The organism is Pseudolysobacter antarcticus (assembly GCF_004168365.1).
Taxonomy (GTDB): domain Bacteria; phylum Pseudomonadota; class Gammaproteobacteria; order Xanthomonadales; family Rhodanobacteraceae; genus Pseudolysobacter; species Pseudolysobacter antarcticus.
In genome coordinates this window covers 2,417,168-2,443,557 of sequence record NZ_CP035704.1, presented here as the reverse complement: position 1 = coordinate 2,443,557, position 26,390 = coordinate 2,417,168, and the positions used below count along the sequence as shown (strand labels likewise).

23 protein-coding genes are annotated in these 26,390 nt (G+C 60.1%); 14 read left to right on the top strand and 9 right to left on the bottom strand.

Features of this window, described 5'->3' with window-relative positions:
* Window positions 1–70: 70 nt before the first annotated feature.
* A complete protein-coding gene (locus tag ELE36_RS10390; protein WP_129833058.1) occupies window positions 71–481 on the bottom strand; it encodes a heavy metal-responsive transcriptional regulator in 411 nt (136 codons plus the stop codon).
* Window positions 482–678: 197 nt separating this feature from the next.
* Between ELE36_RS10390 and ELE36_RS10385 the strand changes: the two genes are divergently transcribed.
* Complete coding sequence (locus ELE36_RS10385; RefSeq protein WP_242512234.1) at window positions 679–951, top strand: hypothetical protein; 273 nt, start codon at window positions 679–681, stop codon at window positions 949–951.
* Between the two features lie 69 nt (window positions 952–1,020).
* Here ELE36_RS10385 and ELE36_RS10380 read toward each other — a convergent pair whose 3' ends face one another.
* The 4 genes from ELE36_RS10380 to ELE36_RS21155 form a co-directional block, all read right to left on the bottom strand.
* Complete coding sequence (locus ELE36_RS10380) at window positions 1,021–1,605, bottom strand: c-type cytochrome (protein WP_129833056.1); 585 nt, start codon at window positions 1,603–1,605, stop codon at window positions 1,021–1,023.
* Window positions 1,606–1,608: 3 nt separating this feature from the next.
* Window positions 1,609–2,892 (bottom strand): multicopper oxidase family protein, encoded by a 1,284-nt coding sequence (locus ELE36_RS10375; RefSeq protein WP_207215748.1) that lies wholly within the window; start codon window positions 2,890–2,892, stop codon window positions 1,609–1,611.
* Window positions 2,893–2,936: 44 nt separating this feature from the next.
* The gene (locus tag ELE36_RS10370) at window positions 2,937–4,598 is read right to left on the bottom strand and encodes a TolC family protein (protein WP_129833054.1); all 1,662 of its coding nucleotides are present in this window, start codon (window positions 4,596–4,598) and stop codon (window positions 2,937–2,939) included.
* A 144-nt stretch (window positions 4,599–4,742) separates the two neighbouring features.
* On the bottom strand, window positions 4,743–5,126 hold the full coding sequence (locus ELE36_RS21155) for a CopL family metal-binding regulatory protein (RefSeq protein ID WP_165371562.1): 384 nt from the start codon (window positions 5,124–5,126) through the stop codon (window positions 4,743–4,745).
* Window positions 5,127–5,215: 89 nt separating this feature from the next.
* Here ELE36_RS21155 and ELE36_RS10365 point away from each other — a divergent pair, with 89 nt between their 5' ends.
* The 9 genes from ELE36_RS10365 (at window position 5,216) to ELE36_RS10325 (ending at window position 14,393) form a co-directional block, all read left to right on the top strand.
* The gene (locus ELE36_RS10365) at window positions 5,216–5,854 is read left to right on the top strand and encodes a DUF6629 family protein (RefSeq protein WP_129833052.1); all 639 of its coding nucleotides are present in this window, start codon (window positions 5,216–5,218) and stop codon (window positions 5,852–5,854) included.
* 188 nt (window positions 5,855–6,042) lie between these two features.
* Window positions 6,043–6,354 carry a YHS domain-containing protein gene (locus ELE36_RS10360; RefSeq protein ID WP_129833050.1) on the top strand — a complete coding sequence of 104 codons (312 nt, stop codon included), beginning with the start codon at window positions 6,043–6,045 and terminating at the stop codon, window positions 6,352–6,354.
* Window positions 6,351–6,620, top strand: coding sequence for a DUF5676 family membrane protein (locus tag ELE36_RS10355; RefSeq protein ID WP_129833048.1), 270 nt, complete (start codon window positions 6,351–6,353; stop codon window positions 6,618–6,620). The genes ELE36_RS10360 and ELE36_RS10355 overlap by 4 nt, the downstream gene beginning before the upstream one ends.
* Window positions 6,621–6,729: 109 nt before the next feature.
* On the top strand, window positions 6,730–6,984 hold the full coding sequence (locus ELE36_RS10350; RefSeq protein ID WP_129833046.1) for a heavy-metal-associated domain-containing protein: 255 nt from the start codon (window positions 6,730–6,732) through the stop codon (window positions 6,982–6,984).
* 135 nt (window positions 6,985–7,119) lie between these two features.
* The gene (gene ppk2 / locus ELE36_RS10345; RefSeq protein ID WP_129833044.1) at window positions 7,120–7,920 is read left to right on the top strand and encodes a polyphosphate kinase 2; all 801 of its coding nucleotides are present in this window, start codon (window positions 7,120–7,122) and stop codon (window positions 7,918–7,920) included.
* Window positions 7,917–8,465: a hypothetical protein gene (locus ELE36_RS10340; protein WP_242512233.1), complete on the top strand. Its 549-nt coding sequence runs from the start codon at window positions 7,917–7,919 to the stop codon at window positions 8,463–8,465. Before ppk2 ends, ELE36_RS10340 begins: the two co-directional genes overlap by 4 nt.
* An 80-nt stretch (window positions 8,466–8,545) precedes the next feature.
* Window positions 8,546–9,817 carry a TolC family protein gene (locus ELE36_RS10335; RefSeq protein WP_129833042.1) on the top strand — a complete coding sequence of 424 codons (1,272 nt, stop codon included), beginning with the start codon at window positions 8,546–8,548 and terminating at the stop codon, window positions 9,815–9,817.
* On the top strand, window positions 9,814–11,220 hold the full coding sequence (locus ELE36_RS10330; protein WP_129833040.1) for an efflux RND transporter periplasmic adaptor subunit: 1,407 nt from the start codon (window positions 9,814–9,816) through the stop codon (window positions 11,218–11,220). Before ELE36_RS10335 ends, ELE36_RS10330 begins: the two co-directional genes overlap by 4 nt.
* Window positions 11,217–14,393: an efflux RND transporter permease subunit gene (locus ELE36_RS10325; protein ID WP_129833038.1), complete on the top strand. Its 3,177-nt coding sequence runs from the start codon at window positions 11,217–11,219 to the stop codon at window positions 14,391–14,393. Before ELE36_RS10330 ends, ELE36_RS10325 begins: the two co-directional genes overlap by 4 nt.
* A 41-nt stretch (window positions 14,394–14,434) precedes the next feature.
* Here the strand turns inward: ELE36_RS10325 and ELE36_RS10320 are convergent, their stop codons facing one another.
* The 3 genes from ELE36_RS10320 to ELE36_RS10310 form a co-directional block, all read right to left on the bottom strand.
* A complete protein-coding gene (locus ELE36_RS10320) occupies window positions 14,435–15,757 on the bottom strand; it encodes a glucoamylase family protein (protein WP_242512232.1) in 1,323 nt (440 codons plus the stop codon).
* 58 nt (window positions 15,758–15,815) lie between these two features.
* Window positions 15,816–18,179 (bottom strand): phosphoketolase family protein, encoded by a 2,364-nt coding sequence (locus tag ELE36_RS10315; RefSeq protein ID WP_129833034.1) that lies wholly within the window; start codon window positions 18,177–18,179, stop codon window positions 15,816–15,818.
* A gap of 206 nt (window positions 18,180–18,385) precedes the next feature.
* Complete coding sequence (locus tag ELE36_RS10310; protein ID WP_129833032.1) at window positions 18,386–19,216, bottom strand: PRC-barrel domain-containing protein; 831 nt, start codon at window positions 19,214–19,216, stop codon at window positions 18,386–18,388.
* 497 nt (window positions 19,217–19,713) lie between these two features.
* Between ELE36_RS10310 and ELE36_RS10305 the strand changes: the two genes are divergently transcribed.
* The 4 genes from ELE36_RS10305 to ELE36_RS20350 all read left to right on the top strand — a co-directional run bounded on the left by ELE36_RS10305 (window position 19,714) and on the right by ELE36_RS20350 (window position 22,505).
* A complete protein-coding gene (locus ELE36_RS10305; RefSeq protein ID WP_129833030.1) occupies window positions 19,714–19,965 on the top strand; it encodes a heavy-metal-associated domain-containing protein in 252 nt (83 codons plus the stop codon).
* Between the two features lie 99 nt (window positions 19,966–20,064).
* On the top strand, window positions 20,065–21,339 hold the full coding sequence (locus ELE36_RS10300) for an MFS transporter (RefSeq protein ID WP_207215747.1): 1,275 nt from the start codon (window positions 20,065–20,067) through the stop codon (window positions 21,337–21,339).
* Between the two features lie 39 nt (window positions 21,340–21,378).
* Window positions 21,379–22,332 (top strand): phospholipase D-like domain-containing protein, encoded by a 954-nt coding sequence (locus ELE36_RS10295; RefSeq protein ID WP_207215746.1) that lies wholly within the window; start codon window positions 21,379–21,381, stop codon window positions 22,330–22,332.
* Window positions 22,329–22,505, top strand: coding sequence for a phospholipase D-like domain-containing protein (locus tag ELE36_RS20350; protein WP_165371561.1), 177 nt, complete (start codon window positions 22,329–22,331; stop codon window positions 22,503–22,505). The genes ELE36_RS10295 and ELE36_RS20350 overlap by 4 nt, the downstream gene beginning before the upstream one ends.
* Window positions 22,506–23,506: 1,001 nt before the next feature.
* Here the strand turns inward: ELE36_RS20350 and ELE36_RS10285 are convergent.
* Complete coding sequence (locus ELE36_RS10285) at window positions 23,507–26,356, bottom strand: heavy metal translocating P-type ATPase (protein WP_129833022.1); 2,850 nt, start codon at window positions 26,354–26,356, stop codon at window positions 23,507–23,509.
* Window positions 26,357–26,390: the final 34 nt, after the last annotated feature.

Sequence of the window (26,390 nt, the reverse complement as noted above, 5' to 3'; positions counted from 1 at the left end):
ACAGACTTCGACGTGGATGATGGGTTGCAACAGTGATTCGTGCCATTCGCTGGCGCAGTAGATGGCATATTCATGTTCTCTCCACATGCTCACTGGATTGCAGGATCTGGTACGCATCGCGCCGACCGTGGCCCGGACAGGCCGACATCAGATCGGACAGCGCATCTCGGAGACGTTCGAGCTCGGCGAGTTTGCGCGTCACCCTGTCGAGGTTGCTGTTCGCCAGCGTACCGACCACGTTTTTATCGGCACTGGCATCGGCGCGCAACGAAAGCAAAGTGGCAATGTCGTCGAGCGAAAATCCCAAGTCCTTCGATTTTCGGATAAACCGCAATCGGCTTACGGCGGGGTCGGTGTATTCCCGACATCCGGATGCACGACGAGTTGGCGATGGCAACAATCCGACTCGCTCGTAATAACGCACTGCATCGACGCACACACCCGTACGCGCTGCGACATGGCCAATGGTGTAGGTCTGCATGAGAGATTCCTGAATTCGGATTGACGCACCGCACACCCTGGACTCCAGTCCAGAATCAAGCGCGACGCAGAGGAGCTGCTGGGCATACATGGGGTTTACATGTTGGCAGGTATGCTATCAGGGCGCTTTAGTGCCCATGCGTTGTATGGGTTTATCGGCCAATCGCTGCGGTTGGTCATTGCTTGAGGATCACCATCATGAAATTTCGTTCAATTCTCTTATCCGGTTTGCTTGGACTGTCTGCGATGGCTTCTGATGCCGCCTTCGCCCACCAAGGTCATGATCACGGGACGATGCCCGGCATGCACGAGATGGCGGTGACAGTTACGGCGATTGACCACAAGACCGGTATCGTCAATGTCAGCGCGGGCGACATGAAACTCACCGTTCACTTCCCACCGACCAGCTTGGCGGAAGTCAAAGAGGGCGACAAAATCACGCTCCATCTCGGCTTCACGAAAACACCATAATAAATAAGCTGATCGACTGCACGTTGCCCAAAGCCATGGCGACGCGCAGTCGATACTCGCTGAGACCGATCAGGGGTGATCTGTGTGCGTGGCCGTGGGTGTTGTTTCCGTGTCAGCGTGATTCTCACTGCCATGATGCGCTGGCGCGCCCACGTTCGATGGCCCAACGAGCGCTTGATATTGCGAGGGTGTCAGGGTCGGCAGCTTCTGCACAAAAACGACCATGGCCCAAATCATCGTGTCGTCGTGCGTCGGCCCCCATGCCGGCATGCCCGACATCTTGAGTCCGTGCTTGATCACCCAGAATAACTGGGCCGCATCGGGGTGCGGGTAGTCACTGAGTTTCGGCGGCTGCGGATACAGACCGGCGCGGATTTCCGAGTCCTCCATGCCCGGGGCCAGATGACATTCCGTGCACATCGCTGCGTAATGTTCCGCTCCCATCGGCAGCAAGCTTGGATCATCCAGAGGTGGCACAGTGACCGCCGTCGCGTGTGCTGCGATCGCGCGCACCCGCGTGGTTTCCATCAGGTCGAAGACGAGTGCCGAGTGGGGGTGATCGGCGGCGATATCGAACAATCCAAAATAGACAAAGGCTGTGGCACCGAGCACGCCGAGAAGAAGAACCAATAGCAACGCTTTGAGAAATGTCATGGTCTAACCTCCGTGGTTCATGGGCATGGATGGATCCATCTTCATATCCATTTTCATTTCGGGCTCGCGTTTCCCGGCAGCACCGATTCGCCGCGCTACCGTGCCTTGGGGATTGGCATACCAACCGGTGTCCCGATAGTCGGCGCTCACCTGATCGCGAACCTTGAGCACGGTAAACATGCCGCCCATTTCGAGCTTTCCGAACGGTCCTTTGCCGGCCATCATGGCAAGCGTATTTTCCGGGCCTTTCATGTGGCCCGAATCGGTATGTACCTGGTGAATGGCCATGCCGTCTTGACCCATCGCCATGTATCCCGGCAACACCGATTGAATGCGTTCCTCAACCTTGGACTGATCCACGCCCAGCGTGTTGGGAATGCCGTGGCCCATCGCGTTCATGGTGTGGTGGGACATGTGGCAATGAAACGCCCAGTCGCCCGGGGTTGCGATGAACTCAATGTCGCGTGTCTGACCGACGCCGACGATCTCGGTGACTTCGGGCCGCCATAACGATTTCGGCCAGCGTCCGCCATCCGAGCCGGTGACCTGGAATTGGTGACCGTGCAGATGGATCGGGTGGTTCCACATAGACAGGTTGCCCAGGCGTATGCGCACACGCTGGCCGGTCTTCACCACCATCGGATCGATCGCCGGAAACACCTTGCTGTTGAACGTCCACAGATCGAACTCGGTCATGATCGAGGGATCCGGACGATAGGTGCCCGGGTGCAACGCCCAGTTGTGCAAAAGGATCACGAAATCCCGGTCGATGGGTTCCGGTTCGCCGTCTTTCGGATGGATGATGAACATGCCCATCATGCCCACCGCCATTTGCGTCATCTCATCGGCGTGCGGGTGGTACATGTGCGTGCCGTGCTGGCGCAGGGTGAACTCGTAGGCGTAGGTTTCGCCGGGAAGAATATCGGGCTGCGACAATCCGCCAACGCCATCCATACCACTCGGCAGCAGAATGCCGTGCCAGTGCACGCTGGTGTGTTCGGGCAGTTTGTTGGTGACGAGAATTCGAATGCGATCACCCTCGACCGCTTCAATCGTTGGTCCCGGCGTCGAACCGTTGTAGCCCCAACACTTGGCTTTGCAGCCAGGCGCGAATTCGTGCTCGACTTCTTCGGCAGTCAAATGAAACTCCTTGACGCCATCTTTCATCACGTAGGGCAGAGATCGACCATTGAGCGTTGTCACGGCGACAAATGGGTGATTACCTGCGACAGCCGTGGACGGCGGCGCGGTTTCGGCACTGGCAGGACGCATGAAGACTTTCGCCAACGCGGCAATGCCGGCACTGAAAATTACGTTGCGTCGGGAAATACTCATGGCGTAGCTCCGTGATGGTCGTGGTCCGCTGTGCTGGTGTTTGGGGACTTTGGTGGTGATTGGGGAGGTGTATCGCCAGAGGGCATATGCATGTCCATTCCCGGCATGTCATGCATGCTGTGATCGGTCGGAGCATTCTTGGCCGGCGGCGCCGACGCATCATGTCCGGCGTGCGGATCGGCGCTCATATCCATGCCGGGCATCGCTGCTCCTGCGTGGTGCATGTGATTCATGCCGCCCATCGCTGGCGCCGGTGTCAGCAGTTGTTGCGGCGTGATGGTTGCGGAGGCGGGATGCGCCTCGCTGGGAAGGCTCGCGCCGACAGCATGCTCAAGGTCGGCGCGTGCGACCCAGTAATCTCGCAGTGCTTCGAGATAGCCCTGATAGGCGTCGAACTCGGCGCGTTTGGCGGCGAACAACTCGAACACGCCCACGAGCATGAAGTTCTGCTCCTCCTGTGTGCGCGCCACGACCGTTTGCCGCTGCGGGATGATCTTCGTTCGGTAGTCCTCGGCTCGTTGCCGGGCATTGTCAACGCGTCGACCGGCCAACTCGACGCCGCCGGATACCGCTTGCGTCAACCGGCGTTGCTCCGTGGCGCCCCAGTCCTTGAGCGCGGAGGCGCGCGCCGCCGGTCCTTGGCCCTGGTCGAAAATCGGCAGTTGGATGGATAGCGACGGACCCAGCAGTCGTGAGCGATCCGGGTCGCGCTCATAGGAAACGCCCACTGAGAAATCGCCAAGCCAGCGAAACTCGCGCGTGACCTTTTCACTATCCGTCAGCAACACCACGAGCTGACGTGCGGCGGCAAGGTCCAGTCGATTTTGATCAGCGCGGGTTTGTAGTGCCTCGGCACCGTCCTCCTCGGTCACCGGGAGCGACAGACGATCCGGCACCGACCAAGCGGTCTTCGCTGGTAGTCCCAGTTGCAACATCAACGCCACGCGCGCGGCCGCAACGTCTCTATCCGCGATGCGAGCATCAACCAATCCCTGACCTGCGGCTGCCTGGTACTCTGCCAGTCCGCGTGCCGACAGATTGCCGGCGTCGTGGAACCGTTGCGCGACGTCCGCGGAGGTTTGCAGGGCATCGGCAATAGCGTGACGCACCGTCGCGATTTGCTGGGCGCCGACTAGCGCGTAGTAATCCGCTTTTGTGTTGGCAGCCAAGCCCAGTACGCTGTTGGCGAGTTGTTGTTGCGTACGTAGAAACTCGCCCTCGGCTTGGCGAGTGCGTGGGCCACGCAGTAGCAGGTTGGTGAAATTTTGCACCAAGCCGAGTTCGAGTTGCGGCGCGCCGCCACGCGCACTCGAATCTAGTGCGGCGGCGGTCAGAGTGGGATTGGCCAAGCGTGCCGCCTGAAACGTATCCGCTCGCGCGATGCCCAGACGCGCATATTCTGCCGCCAGTTCCGCATTGCACATCAGAGCGATCCGCACGGCACTGTCGGGTGTGAGCGGATCCGATACGAGCGGTGCCAGTTCGGTTGCCTGGTCGGCGCAATCGCGCGGACCCACAGATGGGGGAATCGCACCGCCGCGATCGGCAATCAGCTTGTGGGTTTCATCCAGGCCACGTTGGGCGGGATACGTGGCGCAACCTGCGAGCACGCCCGCGAGGGCAAGCATCAATGCGGGCCGCAAGGGAATAACATTCATTTGAAAAACCTCCGTGAACCATTTGCGACGCGGCTGTGCTTAGCACGGTGCCGAAGTTCGGAAATGGACAATCACCATGGACTCGGCGACCAGAAACGGCACGCGAGCCAGCGTCAACCGCCGTTGAGGGCGGCCGTGCGGAGATCAGGCAATCGGAGGTCGGAGCAAGCGACCTGCCGGAGATACCGGCGCGGGTGGAACCGTCCATTGCGTCGCAAAGGCGACAGGTGGGAGCGGAGGCAAGTTGAGGAACAGGACCGGGATTGAGGCAACCGAGATGCAACTACAATCACAGCTTGAGCCGTCGCAGCAGGGGCACTCGGAATCTGCGTCGACCGACTTGCTTGCAGCCGAGGCATTTTTTTCGTGACAGTGCGTGTGCGACGTCGGCTGCGATACGTCAGCACCGCTATCAAGCATGGTTTGGGCCATGATCGGTGCAAGTGCGCCGTTCAGAACGAGCACAAACGCCAGCAAACAGCACAGCAGGATGCGAACGGATTTCGTGCGGGCGAAGGGAAAAACCATAGGCGAGTAGACTGCACGCTTGCCGACCAAGTTGCAAATTGCTGTTCGGTCGGATGTGCAAAATCAGTGGTCATGAACGGAGTTAAGACATGTGCTTTTCTGCATCCGCCAGCTTTATTTCCGGAGCAGCATTGTCCGTTGCCGGCATTGCGACGCTGAGAATGGCGACACGCCGAGCGGAAGTTCCCTTTGCCATGATCCCGCTCTTATTCGGCATCCAGCAAATCAGCGAAGGCATGATATGGATGTCGTTCCAGAGCGATACGCTGTTCTTGAGCAATGCCGCACTCACTATGATTTTCTCGCTGTTCTCGCACGTGCTTTGGCCGGTCTTCATACCGTTCGCGATTGGCTTACTGGAAACTGTTGCCTGGCGAAGGAAGGTTCTAGCATTTTGTCAGATCGTGGGCCTGATCGTCGGCGTATACCTGCTGTACTTTCTGATTCAATTCCCTGTGACGTCGCAAGTGCTCGACACGCATATCGTTTACGAATCACCGCATTTCCATCGCATCCCCGTCATGGTTCTGTATCTGATTGCGACCTGCGCGAGCAGCTTGGTTTCAAGCAGTAAAACCATTCGATTGTTTGGCGCACTGTCGTTGATCGCATTTCTCGCCGCCTACGCCATCCACGTCGCCACCTTGGTGTCCGTATGGTGCTTTTTCGCGGCGATCCTGAGCGTGATCGTGTACTTCTATTTCAGACAAGCGCGCTCAAGAGCGTGAGAAACCGGCGTTGATTCTGGATCGCGATATCACTAACACACAGTCGATTATTGCCTAGGTGCGTTAGCGAACAGATGCGAAGCGCATAGAGGGGTAATGTAGATCACGACGAAATGCGGCCAGCAACTTCTTTATCGCATCGTCGACGAACGCGAAACGCGGTGCTGTGACGTGATAAGGAGATTCAAATGAGTGGCTTGGTCGGCTTTCTGTTCTTTGCCGCGTTTTTCTATTTCATGATGCGGTTCGGATGCGGCGCGCATGTGGGTCATGGCGGGCATCATCGCGACCACTCAAGCCCGAACGCCGATTTTTTAGCCAGTGGCACGGATCCCGTATGCGGTATGCATGTAGACGCCGGGGCTGGTTACGCGAGCATGCATGACGGCGCTCAAGCCCGTTTCTGCTCGCGCGAGTGCTTGGAAAAATTCGATGCCGCGCCCGAAAAGTACGCCAACCAGCCACCTCATCTGATGGCGCATGGAGATCATTCAACATGAGCACAGGCATTTCTCTCAAAGCGGCCGGGTTCGCGACGAGCCTTTTTCTCGCCATCGTCTTTAGCTTGTGCGTCGCGTTCGATTTGTTGTTTCCCGCCCACGCCATGTATTCGGCATGGATCAAGCTTCTGCCGGGATTCGAATGGCTGAGTTGGACTAGCTTCTGTCTCGGACTGGCAGAGAGCTACGGGTACGGCTGGTTCATCGCGTTGATCTGGGTGCCCCTGTACAACGTGTTTCTGCTTGGTGCTCAACGTCCTCGTTGATTGCGAGATCAAACGATGGATAGATTTGGCCCAATGATGGAATTTCAGGTCCAACCCGGCGGCGGTTGGGCCCATTGCACTTTAACTCAACGATGAATGGAGAATCCGAATGCAAACCGAACATTTGACAGTAACCGGCATGACCTGTGGCGGCTGCACCGGCAAAGTTGCGACGGCGCTCAAGGCGATCAATGGCGTCAAGGATGTCGATGTATCGCTATCCGATAGCGCAGCAACGGTGCAGTTCGATGAACGACTCACCTCACGCGCGCAGCTGAAGTCGGCTGTCGAGGAAGCTGGCTATGGCACCGGTGAAAGTCTCACCGCTCAAGGCCAAAAAACCAAGGGCGGTTGCTGCGGGTAGTGGTCATACATCACTTGGAAAGCAAAATCGAGCGTATGCCACTCATGCGTAAGTTTTGCGTGCACGTTATCCCATTCGTCACACGAAACCGGATTTTCGCCGCGCGATGATATTGAATATCTTGAGGAGCGCCGGATGAGCAAAACAGCACCTAGCAGGGCGATCGATACGACCTCGATCTCAAAGCAAGCCTACAAGAAAAGTTTGCTGCAGCTCCAAATTGAACTGGTGAAGTTGCAGCGGCACTTTATCCAGTGCAATGACAAAATCCTGATCATCTTGGAAGGCCGCGACGCCGCTGGGAAAGACGGTACCATCAAGCGCATCGTTCAGCACTTGAGCCCACGAGAGACGCGAGTCATCGCGTTAGGAAAACCCTCTGACAAGGATCGCGCATCTTGGTATTTCCAGCGCTATGTTCCGCATCTTCCGTCAGAGCAGGAGCTCGTAATCTTCAATCGTAGTTGGTACAACCGCGCTGGCGTTGAACGCGTCATGGGCTTTTGCAGCGACGCCGAGTACGAGGAATTTATGGACTCGGTTTCGGGCTTCGAACATATGTTGGTCCGCTCCGGCATCAAGCTGCTTAAATATTACTTGGACATCGGAAAGCCGGAACAAAAACATCGACTGAAAAAGCGAAAAACGAATCCCTTGAAGCAATGGAAACTCAGTCCGATCGACGATCAGGCGATTAAGTATTGGAAACAATACAGCGTGGCGCGCAACGACATGCTCACGCGTACGCACAACCTCATAGCGCCTTGGATCATCGTGCGAGCTGACGATAAACACGCTGCACGGCTCAACGTGATTAAAGACGTACTGAGCCGTCTCCACTACAAGGACAAAAATGAGGACCTGATTCGGGCCGACTCCAGCGTGATTTTCGAGTTCGACGCGGCGTATCTTGAAAACGGATTTCTTGCACCATGAGCGCGGATATCCTGATAGCGTTGCGTGTTGGTTTCGCGGTTCAGGGGGGCGAAGTCCGAGCCTCCCAGTTGACCTACGTCAAGTCAGATTCCGTGATTCAAGGTAGATTACGCATCATGCCTCGTCGCTTCCGCTTCCGCTTCCGCTGCGCCACCCGCCGCCGCCTCATCTGGCTGGTGACGCTGCTGATGGTTTGGCAGCAAGTCGCGTTGGCGGCGCATGTTTGCCCGATGACGCCGCAGAGTACAGGTCGGGTGACTGAGATGACATCGGCGGACCCGATGGCAGCCATGGATGCCGACTGTCCTGATATGCAACGCGCAATATCCACGCCCCTGTGCCAGCAACACTGCGTGCCGGACCATGCCACCCAAGTCGACGCGCGTGCGCCATCGGTGCCGCTCAGTGCGCTGGCATCAATCCCACCGATGCTGATGTCGGTTGCCATCGTTGCCGGGCAATCGGACCGAGCCTTGGCGTGGCGCAATCACCATCGAACACCGCCGCCTGTGCCGAGAGTACTGTTCTGCTCATTCCTGATTTGATCTGTCGCGTCGTGACTTGACCGATGTGGCAGCGTGCCTCAGCGGCGCGCTGCGATTATAGATCGACGGAGTGTTGACCCATGTTCCCAGTTCCTTTTGCCCAACGCCGGCCGGCGTTGCGTCTGGCTACCATTCTTTGTGCCGCTTCGGCCATGACGGCGCATGCCGTCGAACCGCCGCTGACGTTCGCAGCGGCGGTCCACCGCGGCTTGGCGCATGCGCCGCAGCTTGATGCGCGCGACTCCGACCTTGCTGCGATGCGCGACGAGGCCGTGCGTGCCGGACGTTTGCCGGATCCGGCACTAACGTTCGGTGTCGCCAACTTTCCGGTGACCGCACCGGGCGCTTTCAGCTTCCGCTCGGATGGCATGACGATGCGCACGATCGGTGTGATGCAAACTATCCCATCGCGTGCGGCGCGCGCTGCCGAGCGGGGGTTGGCCGACGCTCAGATTAATGCGGCGCAAGCGAACCGCGTGGCTACCACGCAGACGGTGCAGGAACGCATCGCGGATGCATGGATCGCTGTATGGGCCACGGAGCGTGCGCAGTCGCTACTCGTCGAATTGCACAACGAGAGCGCACTGGCCGTGCAGACCACGCAAGCGCGATTGCGTGGCGGCGAAGGCGGCGCGTCCGATGCCCTGGCCACACGCGCGGCGGCCGCCTTGCTCGATAACCGTCTGGAAGCCATCGACGCGGATCGCGCGGCAGCGCAAGCCAGTCTGCAGCGCTGGGTCGGGCCGATTAGCGGTGATCTCGCCGAGGCACCCGACTTCAGCCGACTGCCGGTCAACCCGGAAAGCCTGCAGAAGTCCATCGACGCACACGCGCCGATGCAGGCGTGGGCGGCGCGTGAGCACGTCGCGCAAGCCGCGCTCGACCAGGCGCGTGCCGCCAAGCGTCCCGATTGGAGCGTGAGTGCCATGTACGGCCAGCGTGCACCAGGGTTGTCGGACATGGTCTCGGTGCAGTTCAGCGTCAGCTTGCCGCTGTTTTCGCGTAACCGCCAAGACCGTGGCATCAGCGCAAAACAAGCACAGCGAGATGCCGCACAAGCCGATCATGAAGATGCACGGCGCGCCCAGCAGGAAGCCATAGCGCGCGCCGCGGCCACCTGGCAAGGCTGGAATCGCCAGATCGAGCGCTACGAGGAAACCCTGCTACCGCTCGCGCGAGACCGTGTGCAGACCGCACTGGCCAGCTATCGCGGTGGTGGAGTATTGCAACCGTGGCTTGATGCCCGCCGCGATGAAATCGAACTGCGCCTGAGCTATGCCGAGGCGCTCGCTGCGCGCGGCCGTTTGTGGGCGTCGCTGGCCTACTTACTGCCCTCGGAGGTGACGCCATGAAGCGTCCATTGTTGATTTCGATCGCGGTGTTGTTCGCGATTTTGCTGCTTGTCATTGTTTATCTCGGCGGCCGTCGGCACGGCACGCCCGCACCCGCAAGCGCAAGCGCAAGCGCAAGCACGCGGGCGACATCGCCGGCTTCCGTCGACAAGGTGTTGTATTGGTACGACCCGATGGAGCCAGCGCAGCATTTCCCCAAGCCCGGCAAATCGCCGATGGGTATGGCGATGGTGCCAAAATATGCAGATGGGGACTCGCCTAGCGGCGGCGTGCGTATCGATCCGGCCACCGTGCAGAATCTGGGCATCAGGACCGCGCCGGTCGAGCGCCGGATCTTGTCAACTGCGCTGCGGGTCCCCGGAACTATCACATGGAATTTGCGCGAGGCCACCATCGTCAGCGCTCGCGTCGATGCGGTGATCAGCAAATTGCAGGTGCGCGCGCCGTATACAAAGGTGACCACAGGCGAAACGCTGGCCGAGCTGCTGGCGCCGCAGTGGAACAGTGCGTTGGCTGAATACGGCGCACTGCAGCAAGCACAGTCAGCGGATGCGAAAGCGTTGCGCAGTGCCGCGCGGGAGCGGCTGCAGGTGCTGGGTCTGACGCCGGCGGACATTCGCAGCGCCCCTCGCGGAAGCGGCGCGGCGATCACCTTGCATGCGCCGCAAGCCGGCGTGGTGACCACGCTGGACGTGCGCGAAGGCCAGCGCGTCAGTGCCGGGCAAACGCTGATGACGTTGAATGGTCTAGCGACGGTTTGGGTCGAAGCGGCGTTGCCGCAGGCAGCGGCCGGCACCGTTGGCGACGGTACGCCGGCGACGGTCACCGTGGATTCGCTAGCTGGTCGGGAATTTCACGGTAGCGTCGAAACGCTGCTGCCGGATATCGACAGCGCGACCCGAACGCAGCGCGCGCGCATCGTGTTGACCAATCCCGACGGCCTCTTGAGTCCGGGCATGTTCGTCAGCGTGCAACTGAGTCCCGTCCACGGCGAAGCGGTGCCGGTCGTGCCGGACGAAGCGCTGATCGCGACGGGCCAGCAGACCCGCGTGATCGTGGTGGATTCGGCTGACCATTTCCGGCCCGTCGCCGTACGCATCGGTCGTTCGGGCGATGGCTACACCGAAATCCTGCATGGTCTGCTGGGCGGCGAGAAGATCGTCATTTCTGGCCAGTTCCTCATTGATTCGGAGGCGAGCTTGTCCGGCGCACTGGAGCGCATGCGCGATGCCCAAGCGCCAAGTGCAGCGCCACCGGGCAGTGCAGCCGATCCAGCAACATCGCACACCTCGCATGAGGGACACACGATTCCCGCTGAGTCCGGCACCTCGCATCAGGGGCACACGATGCCCTCCGACACGTCGCACGACGGGCACACGATCCCGACCGGTGGTAAACCATGATCGCCAGCCTGATCCGCGCCGCGATCGCGAACCGTGTGTTTGTACTACTGGCTGCATTGACGCTGGCGGCGGTCGGCGTGTTCTCGATCCTGCGTACGCCGGTCGATGCGCTGCCGGATCTGTCGGACACCCAGGTCATCATCCGTACCAGTTGGGTCGGGCAATCGCCGCAGGTCATCGAGGATCAGATCACCTATCCGCTGGCCACGACGATGCTGTCGGTGCCCGGCGCCAGAACCGTACGTGCCTATTCATTCTTCGGTGATTCGTACGTCTATGTGCTGTTCGACGACAGCACCGATTTGTACTGGGCACGCTCACGGGTGTTGGAATACCTGAGCCAGGTGCGAGATCGGTTGCCAGCCGGGGTCAATCCATCACTGGGTCCTGACGCCACTGGCCTCGGCTGGATCTACGAGTACGCGCTGATCGACCGCACCGGGCAGCATGATCTGGGCCAGTTGCGCGCGTTGCAGGACTGGTTCCTGCGCTATCAACTCAAGACGGTGCCGGACGTCGCCGAGGTCGCCAGTATGGGTGGCATGGAGCGCGCGTGGCAGATCGTGCCCAATCCACAAGCGCTGGCCGCGCATGGCGCCACGGTGGCGCAATTGGTGGAGGCGGTACGCGCGGCCAATGGCGCCAATGGCGGCTCGGTGATCGAGCAGGGTGAGGCCGAGTTGATGGTGCGCAGCGAGGGCTACCTGCACACCCGCGAGGACTTCGAGTGCGTGCCGATCACGACCAATGCGAACGGTGTACCGACACTGTTGCGCGATCTCGCCACGGTGCGCCGCGGACCCACATTCCGTCGCGGCATCGCCGAACTGGATGGCCAAGGAGAAGTGGCCGGCGGCATCATCGTGCTGCGTTCGGGCAAGAACGCGAAAGCCGCGATCGCGGCAGTCAAGGCGAAGCTCGGTGAACTTAAACGCAGCCTGCCTGCCGGTGTCGAGATCGTACCGACCTACGACCGCTCGCAGTTGATCGATGCCGCTGTGGAAAACCTGTGGGGCAAGCTGCTGGAAGAGTTCCTGGTCGTAGCGATCGTGTGCGTGCTTTTCCTCGGCCACTTGCGCTCGGCGTTAGTGGCAGTTGTCACCCTGCCACTGGGCGTGCTCGCTGCATTCATCGCACTGCATCTTCAAGGTGTATCGGCCAATCTGATGTCACTCGGCGGCATCGCTATTGCGATCGGCGCGATGGTCGATGCGGCGGTCGTGATGATCGAGAATACGCACAAGCATCTGGAGCATTGGCGCGACGCACACGCGGGCGAGGAGCCTCAGGGTGCGGCACGCTGGTCGCTGATTGGCGAGGCCGCGGCCGAGGTGGGACCGGCGTTGTTCGTCAGTCTGCTGATCATCGCGCTGTCGTTCATCCCGGTGTTCGCACTGGAAGGACAGGAGGGCAAATTATTCAAGCCGCTAGCCTTCACCAAGACCTACGCGATGGCTGCCGCCGCAGGACTGGCGGTGACCTTGGTGCCGGTGTTGATGGGCTATCTGGTGCGCGGACGCATTCGTGCTGAACGCGAAAACCCGCTAAATCGCGGCTTGATCGCGCTGTATCGACCGATCTTGGAGGCGGTGCTGCACTATCCGAAAGCAACGTTGGTGTTTGCCGGCCTGTTGCTGCTCACGGCGCTGGTTCCGCTCAGCCAACTTGGCAGCGAGTTCATGCCGGCGATGGATGAAGGCACCTTGCTGTACATGCCCACCGCCTTGCCGGGCCTGTCCGCGGGCAAGGCCTCGCAACTGTTGCAGCTCACCGACCGCATGATCAAGACCGTGCCTGAGGTCGACCACGTATTCGGCAAGGCCGGCCGTGCCGACACAGCGACCGACCCCGCGCCGATGGAGATGTTCGAGACTACGATCACCTTCAAGCCGAAGGACCAGTGGCGTCCGGGCATGACCATGGACAAGCTGAAGGTCGAGCTGAACCTGGCCGTGCACGTGCCCGGCCTGACCAACCTTTTCGTACCGCCGATTCGCAATCGCATCGACATGCTGGCCACCGGCATCAAGAGTCCGATTGGCATCAAGGTACTCGGTGCAGATGTGGATACCTTGCAGACCGTTGCCGACCAGATCGAGGCTGTGGCGCGTAGCGTGCCGGGGGTGAGTACGGCGATTGCCGAACGTGCGGCCAACGGGCGTTATGTCGACGTGCAGATTCGACGCACCGATGCGGCCCGCTACGGACTGACCCAGCAACAGGTGCAGCAGCTGATCGCCACCGTCGTCGGTGGTGACCCGATCGGGCAAACCTTCGAAGGCCGCGAACGCTACCCGATCGTGCTGCGCTATCCGCGTGCCGAGCGCGATTCGTTGGCGGCATTGCGCGAGTTGCCGATCGTGGCCGCCGGCGGTGCGCAACTGACGCTGTCGCAGGTCGCCGATATCCGGGTGGTCGCCGGGCCGCCGATGCTGAAAAGCGAGAACGGCCAGCTCGCAACCTATGTGTATGTCGACACCGCCGGTCGTGATCTCGGCGCGGTGGTGGCCGACCTGCAACACGCGGTTGCGCAGCAGGTGAAGCTGCCGCCGGGAATCACCGTGGCGTGGTCAGGCCAGTTTGAATACCTGGCGCAAGCGATGCGTCGTCTGACCCTGGTCGTGCCCGTCGTCCTGATCATCGTATTTGTGCTGATCTACGCGGTGTTCCGACGCATGAGCGACGCGTCACTGATCATGGCGAGCGTACCGCTGGCGCTGGTCGGTGGGCTCTGGCTGATCTGGCTACTCGGCCATGCGGTTTCCGTGGCGACCATGATCGGTTTCATCGCGCTGGCCGGCGTGGCCGCGGAGTTTGGCGTGGTTATGATGTTGTACCTGCGCCACGCATGGGATCGTCAGCTGGAACGGAATCCACGCTCAGGCTTGGCCGAGCTGGACGACGCGATCCGCGAAGGCGCGGTGCAGCGCGTGCGCCCCAAGGCGATGACCGTTGCGGTCATCATGGCAGGTCTGCTGCCCGTCCTGCTCGGTCACGGTGCCGGCTCCGAAGTTATGCAACGCATTGCTGCGCCGATGGTAGGAGGCATGCTCACCGCGCCGCTCTTATCCATGCTCGTTCTTCCCGCAGCGTTTCGACTGGTGGTAGTGCGTCAGCTACGCACGAGGGAAAAGCGGAACCCCATTTCTCATCTCGAATCGCAAGCAAGCTGATTCCTGATTTGCGCCCAATCTCAGCCGGTTAGAGGAAAGTCTCATGGTGCGGAGTGCATTACCGCTAGAGCGTGTGATCCGCGCAGCCAGCCACCGTCGAAGCCGGCGCGTCGCAGCCCTCGTACGATCCAAGGAGATCGCTTCATTCCTTCCCACGTCGATCCGGTTCGATAATTCTCGATCATCAACGCCAGCGCGCCTTGGTCGATACCGTAGATCCATGGACAAACCCAGCCCGGTTGTTGGCCGTCCGCGGACGGGTAGGTGGGATTGAAAGTGGACTCGAATCCGTAGCGGCCGGTCGCGCCAACGTGCATCTGTCTGAATCGGCGCAGCGTCGGTAGCACGACTTCGGGCGCGAACGGGAGGGATGCGACCGCGGCCCATGTGGCGATGGTACCGTCGTCCGGACCAAAGGGCGCGCTGCGAGCACTGTATCCGAGGAATCGCCGCTCGATGCCATCGACGCTAAGCGTGTCCGGCCCCGGACCATGGCAGGCCGTGAATCCCCAGCAGCATTCGCTGTACCCGGCAAAGCCGAGTGGATTGCGCATAGCATATTCACGCTGCACCAACGTGGCGCGGCGCGAGTTTTCGAAGTAGTCGATGCCCTTGCCACGCATGTAGGCATCCTGGATCCCGCGGAAGTCGATCCACAGGTGCGAATACTGATGGATGAAAAGCGGACCAGCGTATAGCAGCTCTTGGCCGTAGATGCATTTCCACGTGTAGGTTGCGGTCCACGCCACATAGCTTTCCGCAGGGATAGGGTGGGTCGGCGAACCCAGCGCAAGGACGTACAGAATCAGCGCCTCGTCGTACCCCTTCCACCGGTACGGCAGAAATCCAGATTCCGGACGCCAACCATGGCTTAGCGTGAGACCGCCATCCAGTGCCCATTCCCAGTCGGCCCGGCGATAGAGCGCATCGGCCAGCGTGTTGATCTCGCGCTCGTCTGGGGCGTCTGTATCGAAGAATGCCGCCGCGGCCAGTGTGCCGGCCAATAGCAGGGCGGTGTCGATGGTGGACAACTCGCTGTCCCAAGCCCGACGACCGGTCTGCATATCCAGGAAGTGATAGTAGAAGCCGCGGTATCCGGTCGCGTCGGCCGCCTCACTCTGCGGACTATCGTGAAATAGACGCAACAAGCGTAAGGTGCGCGCGGCAGCCTCGCTGCGGGTGACCAGTCCGTGCTCGAACGCGAGCGGATAACTCGCCAGTGCCATGCCCACAGCGGCGATGCTGCACACTGTACCGGGCATGGTGCTGTCCGCGACCAAACCCGTGCTCGGATCGGCCTCGTCCAACAGGTAACGGAGCGCATGAGTCTGCAGCGAGTCAAGGAGCCTCTCGTCAGAAAGCACAGTAGCCTCCCTCATGATCTTGGTGATCCCGCCGGCACAATATTCCCGTGCAACTTGTTCAAGTTACACTGTTCCAGCGCCATTCCCGGACTTCCGGCATGTCCCGACCGTTCAGATCAATGTATCGCTTGTGCTCGATCAGTTTGTCCTTCAACTGTTGCTTCAGGTACACCCCTTTTTCGCCCGCGTGGGGCACGCGATCAATGACGTCCATCACGAGGTGGAATCGATCGAGATCATTGAGAACCGTCATGTCAAACGGTGTGGTAATCGTCCCTTCTTCCTTGTAGCCGCGGACGTGGATGTTCTCGTGGTTGGTTCGCCGGTACGTCAGCCGGTGGATCGACCAGGGGTAGGCGTGGAACGCAAAGACCACCGGCTTGTTAGTCGTGAATAGATCATCGAAGTCGGTATCGCTCAAGCCATGAGGGTGTTCGCTTTGTGGCTGCAGGCGCATCAGGTCAACGACATTGACTACGCGGATCTTGAGATGGGGCAGGTGCTCGCGCATGATCGAGACCGCAGCCAGCGTTTCAAGGGTTGGCACATCGCCGCAGCAGGCCATCACCACGTCGGGCTCGGCCTCCTGATCGTTGCTTGCCCATTGCCAGATACCGATGCCCTTGGTGCAATGCTTGACTGCTTCATCCATGCTCAACCATTGCGGCGCGGGATGTTTTCCCGCCACTATGACATTGACGTAATGGCGGCTGCGCAAGCAGTGATCGACTACCGATAGCAAGCAATTCGCATCTGGCGGGAAGTAGATCCGCACGACCGTCGCCTTCTTGTTCATGACGACGTCGACGAACCCCGGGTCCTGGTGGGTAAAGCCATTGTGGTCTTGGCGCCAGACGTGCGAAGCCAGCAGGTAATTCAGTGACGCGATCTTGCGCCGCCACGGAAGGCGCGCCGTAACCTTGAGCCACTTGGCGTGCTGGTTGAACATCGAATCGATGATATGGATGAAAGCCTCGTAACAGTTGAAAAGGCCATGCCGCCCAGTTAGTAGGTAACCCTCCAGCCACCCTTCGCATTGATGCTCGCTGAGCATCGAGTCCAGCACCCTGCCTGAGCGAGCGAGGAACTCGTCGTTGAGCATTGTTTCGGCATCCCACTGGCGGTGGGTGGCTTCGAAGAGTGCGCCCAAGCCGTTGGATAGTGTTTCGTCCGGACCGAAGACCCGGAAGTTGCGAGTCTCCTGATTCAACTTGGCGATATCACGGAGAAAAGGTCCGAGCACGTGTGTATCGCCGATGCCGATGACGCCCGGCGTCGCCACCGCAGCCGCGTAGTCACGAAAATCCGGTATGCGCAGGTCGCGCATCAACATGCCGCCGTTGGCATGCGGATTAGAACCCATGCGTCGATGACCTTCAGGCGCAAGTCCGGCGAGTTCTGGCTTGAGGCGGCCTTGTTCGTCGAACAACTCCTCTGCCCGGTAACTTCGCAACCAGTCTTCCAACAGTGAGAGGTGTTCGGGAATGGTATTGGGATGAAGCGGGACTTGGTGCGCGCGGAACGTGCCCTCGACCGGGAGGCCATCCACTACTTTCGGGCCCGTCCAGCCTTTGGGCGATTTGAGAACGATCATCGGCCAACGCGGTCGCGCAGTGTCACCATTCTTGCGCGCATCGATCTGTATCTGTCTGATCTGGTCGATGGCCGTATCCAGCGCCGTTGCCATGGCTTCATGCATGGGCGCCGGCTCGTCGCCTTCGACGAAAATGGGTGTCCATCCGTAACCGCGCAACAGTTGTTCCAGCTCCTCGCGGCTGATGCGCGCAAGGATGGTGGGGTTGGATATCTTATAGCCGTTGAGATGCAGGATCGGCAGCACGGCTCCATCGGTTACGGGATCGAGGAATTTGTTGGAATGCCACGCCGTGGCCAGCGGTCCGGTTTCTGCCTCGCCGTCACCTACCACGCAGGCGACGATCAGCCCGGGATTGTCGAACACAGCGCCGAACGAATGGCTGAGCGAATAGCCGAGTTCGCCGCCCTCGTGGATCGATCCGGGCGTTTCCGGCGATGCATGGCTGGGGATGCCGCCAGGAAAGGAAAACTGCAGGAACAGTTTCTGCAACCCGGCTTCGTCCTGGCTGATATTCGGATATATCTCGCTGTACGTGCCCTCTAGATACGTGTTCGCTACGACGGCGGGGCCGCCGTGCCCCGGGCCCGAGACGTAAATCATGTCGAGATCGTATTTCTTGATGATGCGGTTCAGGTGGACGTAGATGAAATTTTGCCCGGGTGTCGTACCCCAATGTCCCAACAACATGTGCTTGATGTCGGTAGGCGCCAAGGGACGCTTCAGCAGCGGGTTGTCGAAGAGATAGATCTGTCCGACCGAGAGATAGTTAGCCGCGCGCCAATATGCATCCATGCGTTGACTTAGTTCTGGGGTGAGGGCACTCATAGCATTTTTTCTCAGAATTCAAGGGCGGCAAACACCGTGTGAACGCGCAGATCGCACATCCCGGCTATATGTCTTGTCGGCAGCAGCGGAAGACTTTGCGAACGCGTGCTGGGCGCTTCTGGCGAAGGGGATGAAGTCATGGCGACCAGCCGGTTGAAGCCAAAGACTTAAACCACGCTCACCGACGTCAAGTGGGGCGGGGGCCTTCAAATGGGTGATATCGCGGTTTCGCGTTTCGGTTCGTCGGTCCAATAGCCGCGACGGCCATAGTGGTCATAGAGGCGAGCCTCCTGTTGACGGTCCAACGGAGCAGAGTGAATGAAGAGCGGCGAGTCCTTGACGGCTTGCCGCGCCAGGTCGACCGATACCTTCGCGTCGCCCCAACTTACGCTGTCGATCCATTCCGATGCGACGAGCACTTTCTGTCCGACCCACCAGTTGCTCGTATTGACGATGAGGTATCGAATCGCCCAGGTCTCGTCGTCCACGAGCATGCCTTCAACATGTCCGATGTCGCCGTCGCTAGCGTGCACGTGGTAGCCCCTGACAGTCTGGCAACTGCGCAGGTGCGAGTCCGCATACGGTTCCGACATCGTTTCGACATCTGCCACAGTAGGGTCATGTGGACCAGTCGCCGCGCGTCGGACGGGCTCGCCGTCCCAACCAGCGAGCATCGAATCGGGGTAGAACTCGTCGCCCCAATACCCTTCGCCGCCCCAATACAGCGGATAGCCGTAGTACCCGAGGTACTCCCTCTCGTGCTGGCGCGAAACCGGCTCGTCGGTATCGATGTCGGGGCTGTTCTTCACCTTCTCCCGCGTCAACGAGGCGGGCAACACTCTTTCCGATCCTGTTAGCTTGCCGATGGAAAAAGGCGAAATGAGCACCTCGCGACTTGACAACCACCCACCGGTGTCAACAACGAAGTAGCGGACGGTCCAACTTTCGTCGTCGAAGTATAAATCCTTGACGTACCCGATCGTGCCGTCAGTGGCGCCGATGGCATAACCCTCAAGATCTTTCATGCTGCGTAACATCGCTTCACTCCATCAAATTTGCCGGATAGCGTGTCTCGACTGTGCACCTGGGATCGTGCTTCGTCTGTTTGCTACCGCACACAGCGAGGGGCCTGCGTGCTGATAGGAGTAGTAACCTTCCGCCAGTTTTCGACGCAAACGCAGCTGCGCGAGGGAATGCTGGAGCTGACTAGGCCAGCCTGCAAAGAAGATCGACCATGCGTCCCATCGACGCGCGATCGCATCAATCGAATACTTAGTGCGGGAGCGCACAGACACGCGATCGCCCAGCGCGCATCGTGGTGCGCAACTCTTTAGTCGCCAACTTCCGGTCATCGTTGCATTGTGCTGCGTCCTTACATGCGCTTGATGTAAGGATTGGATCGCATTTAGGCGGGGCGACCGCACACTCGATGGCTGGAGTTTCGGATGCGCGCTACAGGCGCCGAAGCACATCGCGATTGTTGCCTTGGCGTGCCTATTTTTGCGTCAACATTACCAAGCATCAAGGAACTACCATGCAAACAGAAACCATGAATGTGACCGGAATGACCTGCGGTGGATGCGTCAGCAAAGTAACTCAGGCGCTGACCGCCGTACCGGGCGTCGGTCGCGTAGACGTATCGCTCCCCGGCAAGGCTTGCGTCGACTTCGATGAAAAGCTGACATCTCGCAAGCGACTGCAATCGGTCGTAAAAGGTGCCGGCTATGGGCTCGCGGCCGACAACGAAGCACCCACAAGTCGAACCAGGAACGGATGTTGCGGCTGATCTCGTGAACGACGTCGCGCTTTTTGAGCGGGCGCTGTCACGCCGTTTTTGGCAGCGCATTCCTCGCCGATGAACAGGGCTCCCGCAAGCTCTCAGTCGATGCTGTTACTGCGACCCTGGCAGCTGGTCTGGTTAGCAGCCGCCGTCTTCGTGATCTCGGCCGGCTATGGGGCGCTCCTTCCTCAATGGCAAGGATGGCTGGCCATTCTCAACCCGGGTGCGAGCGCTGCGGCGGTCTCTCGCCACATCGGCTTCCTCAGCGGCATGTACACGGCAGGCGTGCTGGTAGGCGCCCCTTTCTGGGGAGCGCTAGCGGATCGCATCGGCCTGGGTCGAGTGCTGATCGTGGGATTGGTCGGCTATGTATCGAGCCTGCTGGTAATGCTGGTTCCCGCGTTTGAAACCCTATGGGGCATTTATACTTTGCGCGTGACTACCGGCTTTTTCGTAGCTGCAGTCGTTCCGGTTGTGTCGGCACTCGTCGCGGAGCACACGCCGCAGATGCAGCGCGCGCGCCGCTTTGCATGGCTGGGCGCGATGTCGTTGCTGGGATTTTTATTCGGTCCCGCCCTCAATATCGTCGCCCGATCGGTTGGGTCTTGGGCAGATGACGGTGCAACTACCGCCGCACTCACGGCACAGGCCGTTATCGTGTTGTCCGCGATCTTCGGCGCTGTCATGATGATAGGGCTGACGCGCACGCTGCCCGAACCTATCGTCGCTGCACTGGCCGGATCGAAGGAGGTGCCAACGTTCAGAACAGACCGCGTCGCGCTCCTCTGGCTTAGTGGCGCAGTCACATTCGTGCTGTCGGCTTTCGAATTGGGCATCGTGCTTCAGGGCCAGCTCCATATCGGCACATCGCGGCGCGAAGTAGCGATGATGTTCGCGGAATGCGCTTTTGCGATGTTGGCGGTGAATGCATTGCTATTCTTCACCGCTCTCCTGGACAAGGTGCCGGGGCGCCGGGTTGTGGCGACCGGCCTGATTGTGGCAATCGTTGGCCTGTCCGTTCTCGCCTTCCATCATTCCAACGCCTGGATGTATGCAGGGATCAGTTTCACTGCGGTCGGAACCGGACTGATCTTGCCGGTCATCGCCTACCGCGCTGCGGGCGCCTCGCGCGGAAGTCTCGGTACCACCATGGGTGGCTTGGCCGCCGCCGCTGGCTTGGGCCAGACTCTCGGGGCAGCGGCCGGTGGCTGGCTGTTCGGCGCGTTGGCGCAGACCAGCTTCGCGTGGTTGGCGGCGCCGTTGGTCGGGCTATTGGGGATCCTCCTGGCTCGGCCTGCCTGGGGGGCGGCAATTCCCGATGGATCCCGGCCGAAAGACTCAGGCGGAACGCGCCGAACCGATACCTGTTCGATCGAGTGACCGATCGATGAATTCCACTCGCCAGACAGGGGCGCATCTTTGGCCTCCGAAAAGATGACGCGAACCACGGCGATCGCCAAGGACGAAGCACGACCGGCACCCGGGCCGGCGGAGACGGAACTATTCGTCGAAGGCGACGTACTGTACGCAGCGATGCTGACTTCGATCCGAAACGCTCGCATCGCTATTCGCCTTGAGAGCTACATCTTCGCGGGCGACGAGGTAGGTCAGTCGTTCGCTGAGGCATTGGCCGAGAGGGCGCAAATGGGGATCGGCGTGCGGCTTCACCTGGACGCGGAGGGTGCGCGTGGCGGAATGTCGCGGTCTCTTTTGCGAATGCTTTGCAAGCGGGGTGTGCGCGTCAAGTGGTTTCATCGTTGGAGCTGGCGGCATCCCATGCGCTACAACCGACGCAACCACCGCAAGCTGCTGGTGGTCGACGACCAAGTCGCCTATGTGGGCGGATTCAACATCCACCGAGCGAGTTCTCGCCGCTTGTACGGCGAAACGCGATGGCGCGACAGTCACGTTGCAATCTCGGGACCGCTTGTTCTACAGGCAGGCAAATTGTTCGACGCATTCTGGCGGGGCGAGCGGCTTGCAATACCGGCGAGCGGCGGCTCGACCGGTCTTGCTGTCAATGACACGCGTAAGTGCGGTCGTTACATCCGCTGCCTGTACCTAGAAGCGATTGCCACGGCGCGGGAACGAATTTATTTGACGACGCCCTATTTCGTTCCGGACCTGCTCATGCAGCAGCAATTGATGCAGGCAGCCCGTCGTGGTGTCGACGTGCGGCTGCTGGTGCCGTCTCGGACTGATGTACCGCTGACGCGCTGGGCGGCGCATGACTTCTACACGGCGCTGATTGGCGCAGGGGCGAGCATTTACGAGTACCTGCCGCGCATGATGCACGCCAAGACGATGACGATCGACAGCAAGTGGGCCGTGCTCGGTACGTCGAACTTCGACTACCGCAGCTTTTTTTTGTGAACTACGAACTCGTGTTCACCACCTCCGAGGAACAGTTCTGCGCGCTACTAGACGAACGCTTCCAAGCCGATCTTAACGAGTCGGCGCCGGTCACGGCTAACGACTGGGCGACGCGAGGATGGCAGCAACGGCTGCTTGAGGTCTTCGGCTGGACCGTGCGCCGTTGGTTGTGAACGGCGATAGCCGAGCGTCGTGATGACTCGCCCGGATCGACGGCTCGGATCCTGTGCGCGACTACATCAGGGCAGGGTGGCAGGCGGGCCTCGACGTCATCGTGCGGGACGTTGTATGGGGCGATGAATTCGCGACCTTGGCACTAGTCGCGACGCTGTCAGAGACAGCACGCAATCAAACGAGCGCCCGCAATGCGTGGTAGCAGTGGGATCGGGATCGTCGGACGCGCCAACCTATTTCGTGAGGCGGCGTGATTCGTCCGAACATCCTGCAGCAGCGGGCGCAGCTGATCCCGCGGCAGGCGTCAGCTGCGGCGTGGACGATCTGCGTGTATTTCCGCAGATCGTCCAACCATGCTGTGGGCTGGGTTGAGCGAACGCGACGACGTGCAACGTCCTCCTCAACTCATGCGTTTGCTGTAATTGTCGCTCTCATGTGGCCATATTCATCGCCCGTGATCTCACCGCGAGCATACCGTTCATTGAGGATGTCGATCGCTTCCTTACGAGGTTGGGAACGATGGATTCGGTGTACACGGTAGGTATAACCCCAGTTCCCAGCGCTGGAGAACAACAACATCATTACTCCAAACCAGAGGAACCAACCCCAGCCCGTGTACCAATCGCTCCAATATGCATGCATGTCAATCTCCGTTCGTTGATAAAAGTAGTAAAGGTGGACACGTCACACAATAGGCGCAGGCACTCCGATGAAAGCGCGATCAGTTGGGCCGACATCCATAACGGCGGGCTAAAATCGCCTTCAGCGGTTGAATGTGCAACGGCGTCTCTGTGGAGTTGCGTTGAATGCGCCAATCGACGCCAGTGGCTTGCAAAATCGACTGCTTTCATTCGGTGTTCGTCGAATCGACATGAAAGTTTGCACGTTGTCAACGCTCCCATCTGCGCGATGACGCAGCTAGGTGTTTTCAGCGCGCCAGGGATTCGACGCTCCGGTCGTTGGACGCACAGTGAAAGCTGGCGGGCGCCAAAGAACATCGCTATGCAGCCGCTTTATGGTCAGATGGTGGGGCGGATGCCGACTCGGGCGACTTCGCCACATTCCCTGGTTTTGCTGGAGAGGCTGATCCAGGTGCGCCCTTCTTTCCGGGTTGATGGATGCCGGCCAGCTTGGTGCGCTTGAGCAGCAGCGCATTGATCGCCACAATGAGGGTACTGCCGGACATCGACAAAGCCGCGACCGCCGGACTCAAGACAAAAGGGTACAGAACGCCCGCCGCGAGCGGGAAGGCGATTGCGTTGTAGCCCACCGCCCACCACAGATTCTGGTGCATTTTGCGCAGGGTCGCGCGGGATAGTTCGATGGCGCCGACGATGTCGTAGGGATCGCTCTTCATCAACACCACATCGGCGCTGTCTATCGCGACATCGGTGCCGGCGCCAATGGCAAAGCCCACGTTCGCTTGCGTGAGCGCGGGCGCGTCGTTGACACCATCGCCCACCATGCCGACCCGTTTGCCCGTCGCCTGCAGCTCTTTGATCTTCGCGGCCTTCTGGCCCGGCAAAACATCGGACAGCACGCTGGCGATGCCCAGATCGGCAGCGATGCGTTTGGCCGTGCCAGCATTGTCGCCGGTGAGCATAACTACCTCTATACCGCCCTCGCGCAGCTTGGCGATCGCAGCTTTGGCAGTTGGCCGAATGGCGTCGGCGATCGCGATGAGGCCAATCATCTTACTGTTCTGAGCCACATGTACCACTGTTCTACCTTCGCCTTGTAGTCGCGCAGCGTCTGCTTGCAGAGGCCCGAGCGAAAACTTCTGGGTATCCATCAGCAGGCGATTGCCAACAAACACGGTGCCGGCTGTGGTCTGCGCCTGTGCCCCCTGGCCATCGATACTTTTGAACCCTGTGGGCGCGTCGACGTGAAGCTTTGCGGCGCGCCGCAGAACAGCTTGAGCCAACGGGTGGGCCGACCCTTGCTCGACGGCCGCGGCGGCGAGCAGAAGCGCATCTTCCGAAATGCCTTCGGCCATCACCATGTCCACTACTTCGGGCTTGCCAACGGTCAGCGTGCCGGTTTTGTCGAAGACGATAACGTTGAGTTTGGTGGCGTCTTCCAGCGCTGAAGCATTCTTAAAGAGGATGCCGTTGGCGGCTCCCAGGCCAGTGCTTACCATCACAGCCATCGGCGTAGCTAGACCCAACGCATCAGGGCAGGCGATCACGAAAACCGTAATGGTCAGAGTAACCGCAAACAATAGCGGCTGGCCGATCCACCAGAACCAGATCGAGAAGGTCAGTAGCCCGACGCCGATGGCGGCGATCACCAGCCACTGCGCCGCCTTGTCGGCTAGCAATTGCGCCGGTGCCTTGGAGTTCTGCGCCTCCTGTACCAGCTTGACGATCTGGGCCAATGCGGTGTCGGAGCCGATCTTAGTGGCCTTGTAGCGAAACGTGCCGCTGGTGTTTATAGTCGCACCTGCAACCTTCGCTCCGGGACCTTTTTGCACCGGCATCGACTCGCCGGTGAGCATCGATTCATCGACCAGTGAATCCCCCGACTCAACGGTGCCATCCACCGGAATCTTGTTGCCCGGCCGAATTACGACAATGTCACCCACCACCACGTCGGCGGTCGCCACTTCGATTTCGGTGCCTTTGCGCACTACGAAGGCCTTGGCCGGTGTTAGCTTCAGCAGCGCTTTGATGGCCGACGAGGCACCGGCACGAGCGCGCATTTCCAGCCAGTGGCCGAGCAGGATGAACACCGTGAGCATGGAAACGGCTTCAAAGAACTGATCGCTCTTGAAAAAGAAGGTCGCGCCGACACTGAATATGTATCCGGTGCCCACGCTCAACACGATTAGCGTGGCCATCGTCAGCTTGCCCTTCAGCACCGCGCGCCAAGCTGACACAAAGAATGGCCAGCTGGGGTAGAGAACGGCGGCGCTGGCCAGACCGAAGAGCCACTGGTTGAGCGGCAGGCCAAAGGGCGGTGTGGGGGCAACGAACATATTGCCCATCGGCGAGTAGATGAAGATCGGTACGGAGAAAACCAGGCAAATCCAGAAGCGGTTGCGCATGTCACGTACCATGGCGGGCAGATCCATGTTGCCGCCGTGGCCCATTTCCTGTGCCATGTCGGCAGACATGGGCGATGAGGCGCCTCCATGGCCGGCGTGATCTTTGTGATCGGCGCCAGCGTCGGCCTTGGCTGCAGTTTTTTGCGGCACGGGCTGACGTGCGGCAGGGAGCAACCACGATCGCAACCGCTGCCATAAAGAGGGATTTTCAGCCGGCGCGTCCGACGTGGACGAATCAGAGCCTCTGGGCGCAGGCGTTTCATCGGTGCCGCTTGAAGGCGAGCTATCCATTTTCATCCCTGCGGGCATGGCGCCGGTGTCAGACTCGGGCGGCCCTGGTTGCCGGGCATCTGCCACAGCGACTGTTGCCGGCGAAACTACCGGTGCAGGTCCAGCGATTGGGGCCACAACGACCACTGAGGATGTTTTGAGCGCAGATGCAGGCTCAGGCTTGGCGGTGTCCTCGGCAGTGTTCGCGCCGACGCGTTTCATAGGGGCCGTTGATGACGCGGTCGGGGAGGCGGAAGCGGGCGCTGCAGGGGACTCGGCGGATGTTGAGCCGTCGCGATGGCTGATGTCGGCGGAAGAACCGTCGGGGCTGGCAGACTCGTAGCTACGCTGGCGCACGGCCGACTTGATATCCGCAATGCCGAGTCGAGTCTCGTCGTAACGTACCGCAGCGTTTCCTGCAGCGAAATTCACGGTCACGCTCTCGACACCTGGCACCTCGCCGATCCGCCTTTCCACGTTGTCGACGCTCAATACGGACAGCATGTCTTTCACTTCAATGACACTGGTTTTCATTGTCGTTCCTGACCATTCATTTCTTTGGTATCCG

Coding starts and splice junctions, on each gene's coding strand:
- ELE36_RS10390 (WP_129833058.1), bottom strand. CDS start 481: ATGCAGACCTACACCATTGGCCATGTCGCAGCGCGTACGGGTGTGTGC.
- ELE36_RS10385 (WP_242512234.1), top strand. CDS start 679: ATGAAATTTCGTTCAATTCTCTTATCCGGTTTGCTTGGACTGTCTGCG.
- ELE36_RS10380 (WP_129833056.1), bottom strand. CDS start 1,605: ATGACATTTCTCAAAGCGTTGCTATTGGTTCTTCTTCTCGGCGTGCTC.
- ELE36_RS10370 (WP_129833054.1), bottom strand. CDS start 4,598: ATGAATGTTATTCCCTTGCGGCCCGCATTGATGCTTGCCCTCGCGGGC.
- ELE36_RS21155 (WP_165371562.1), bottom strand. CDS start 5,126: ATGGTTTTTCCCTTCGCCCGCACGAAATCCGTTCGCATCCTGCTGTGC.
- ELE36_RS10365 (WP_129833052.1), top strand. CDS start 5,216: ATGTGCTTTTCTGCATCCGCCAGCTTTATTTCCGGAGCAGCATTGTCC.
- ELE36_RS10360 (WP_129833050.1), top strand. CDS start 6,043: ATGAGTGGCTTGGTCGGCTTTCTGTTCTTTGCCGCGTTTTTCTATTTC.
- ELE36_RS10355 (WP_129833048.1), top strand. CDS start 6,351: ATGAGCACAGGCATTTCTCTCAAAGCGGCCGGGTTCGCGACGAGCCTT.
- ELE36_RS10350 (WP_129833046.1), top strand. CDS start 6,730: ATGCAAACCGAACATTTGACAGTAACCGGCATGACCTGTGGCGGCTGC.
- ppk2 (WP_129833044.1), top strand. CDS start 7,120: ATGAGCAAAACAGCACCTAGCAGGGCGATCGATACGACCTCGATCTCA.
- ELE36_RS10340 (WP_242512233.1), top strand. CDS start 7,917: ATGAGCGCGGATATCCTGATAGCGTTGCGTGTTGGTTTCGCGGTTCAG.
- ELE36_RS10335 (WP_129833042.1), top strand. CDS start 8,546: ATGTTCCCAGTTCCTTTTGCCCAACGCCGGCCGGCGTTGCGTCTGGCT.
- ELE36_RS10330 (WP_129833040.1), top strand. CDS start 9,814: ATGAAGCGTCCATTGTTGATTTCGATCGCGGTGTTGTTCGCGATTTTG.
- ELE36_RS10325 (WP_129833038.1), top strand. CDS start 11,217: ATGATCGCCAGCCTGATCCGCGCCGCGATCGCGAACCGTGTGTTTGTA.
- ELE36_RS10315 (WP_129833034.1), bottom strand. CDS start 18,179: ATGAGTGCCCTCACCCCAGAACTAAGTCAACGCATGGATGCATATTGG.
- ELE36_RS10310 (WP_129833032.1), bottom strand. CDS start 19,216: ATGTTACGCAGCATGAAAGATCTTGAGGGTTATGCCATCGGCGCCACT.
- ELE36_RS10305 (WP_129833030.1), top strand. CDS start 19,714: ATGCAAACAGAAACCATGAATGTGACCGGAATGACCTGCGGTGGATGC.
- ELE36_RS10300 (WP_207215747.1), top strand. CDS start 20,065: ATGCTGTTACTGCGACCCTGGCAGCTGGTCTGGTTAGCAGCCGCCGTC.
- ELE36_RS10285 (WP_129833022.1), bottom strand. CDS start 26,356: ATGAAAACCAGTGTCATTGAAGTGAAAGACATGCTGTCCGTATTGAGC.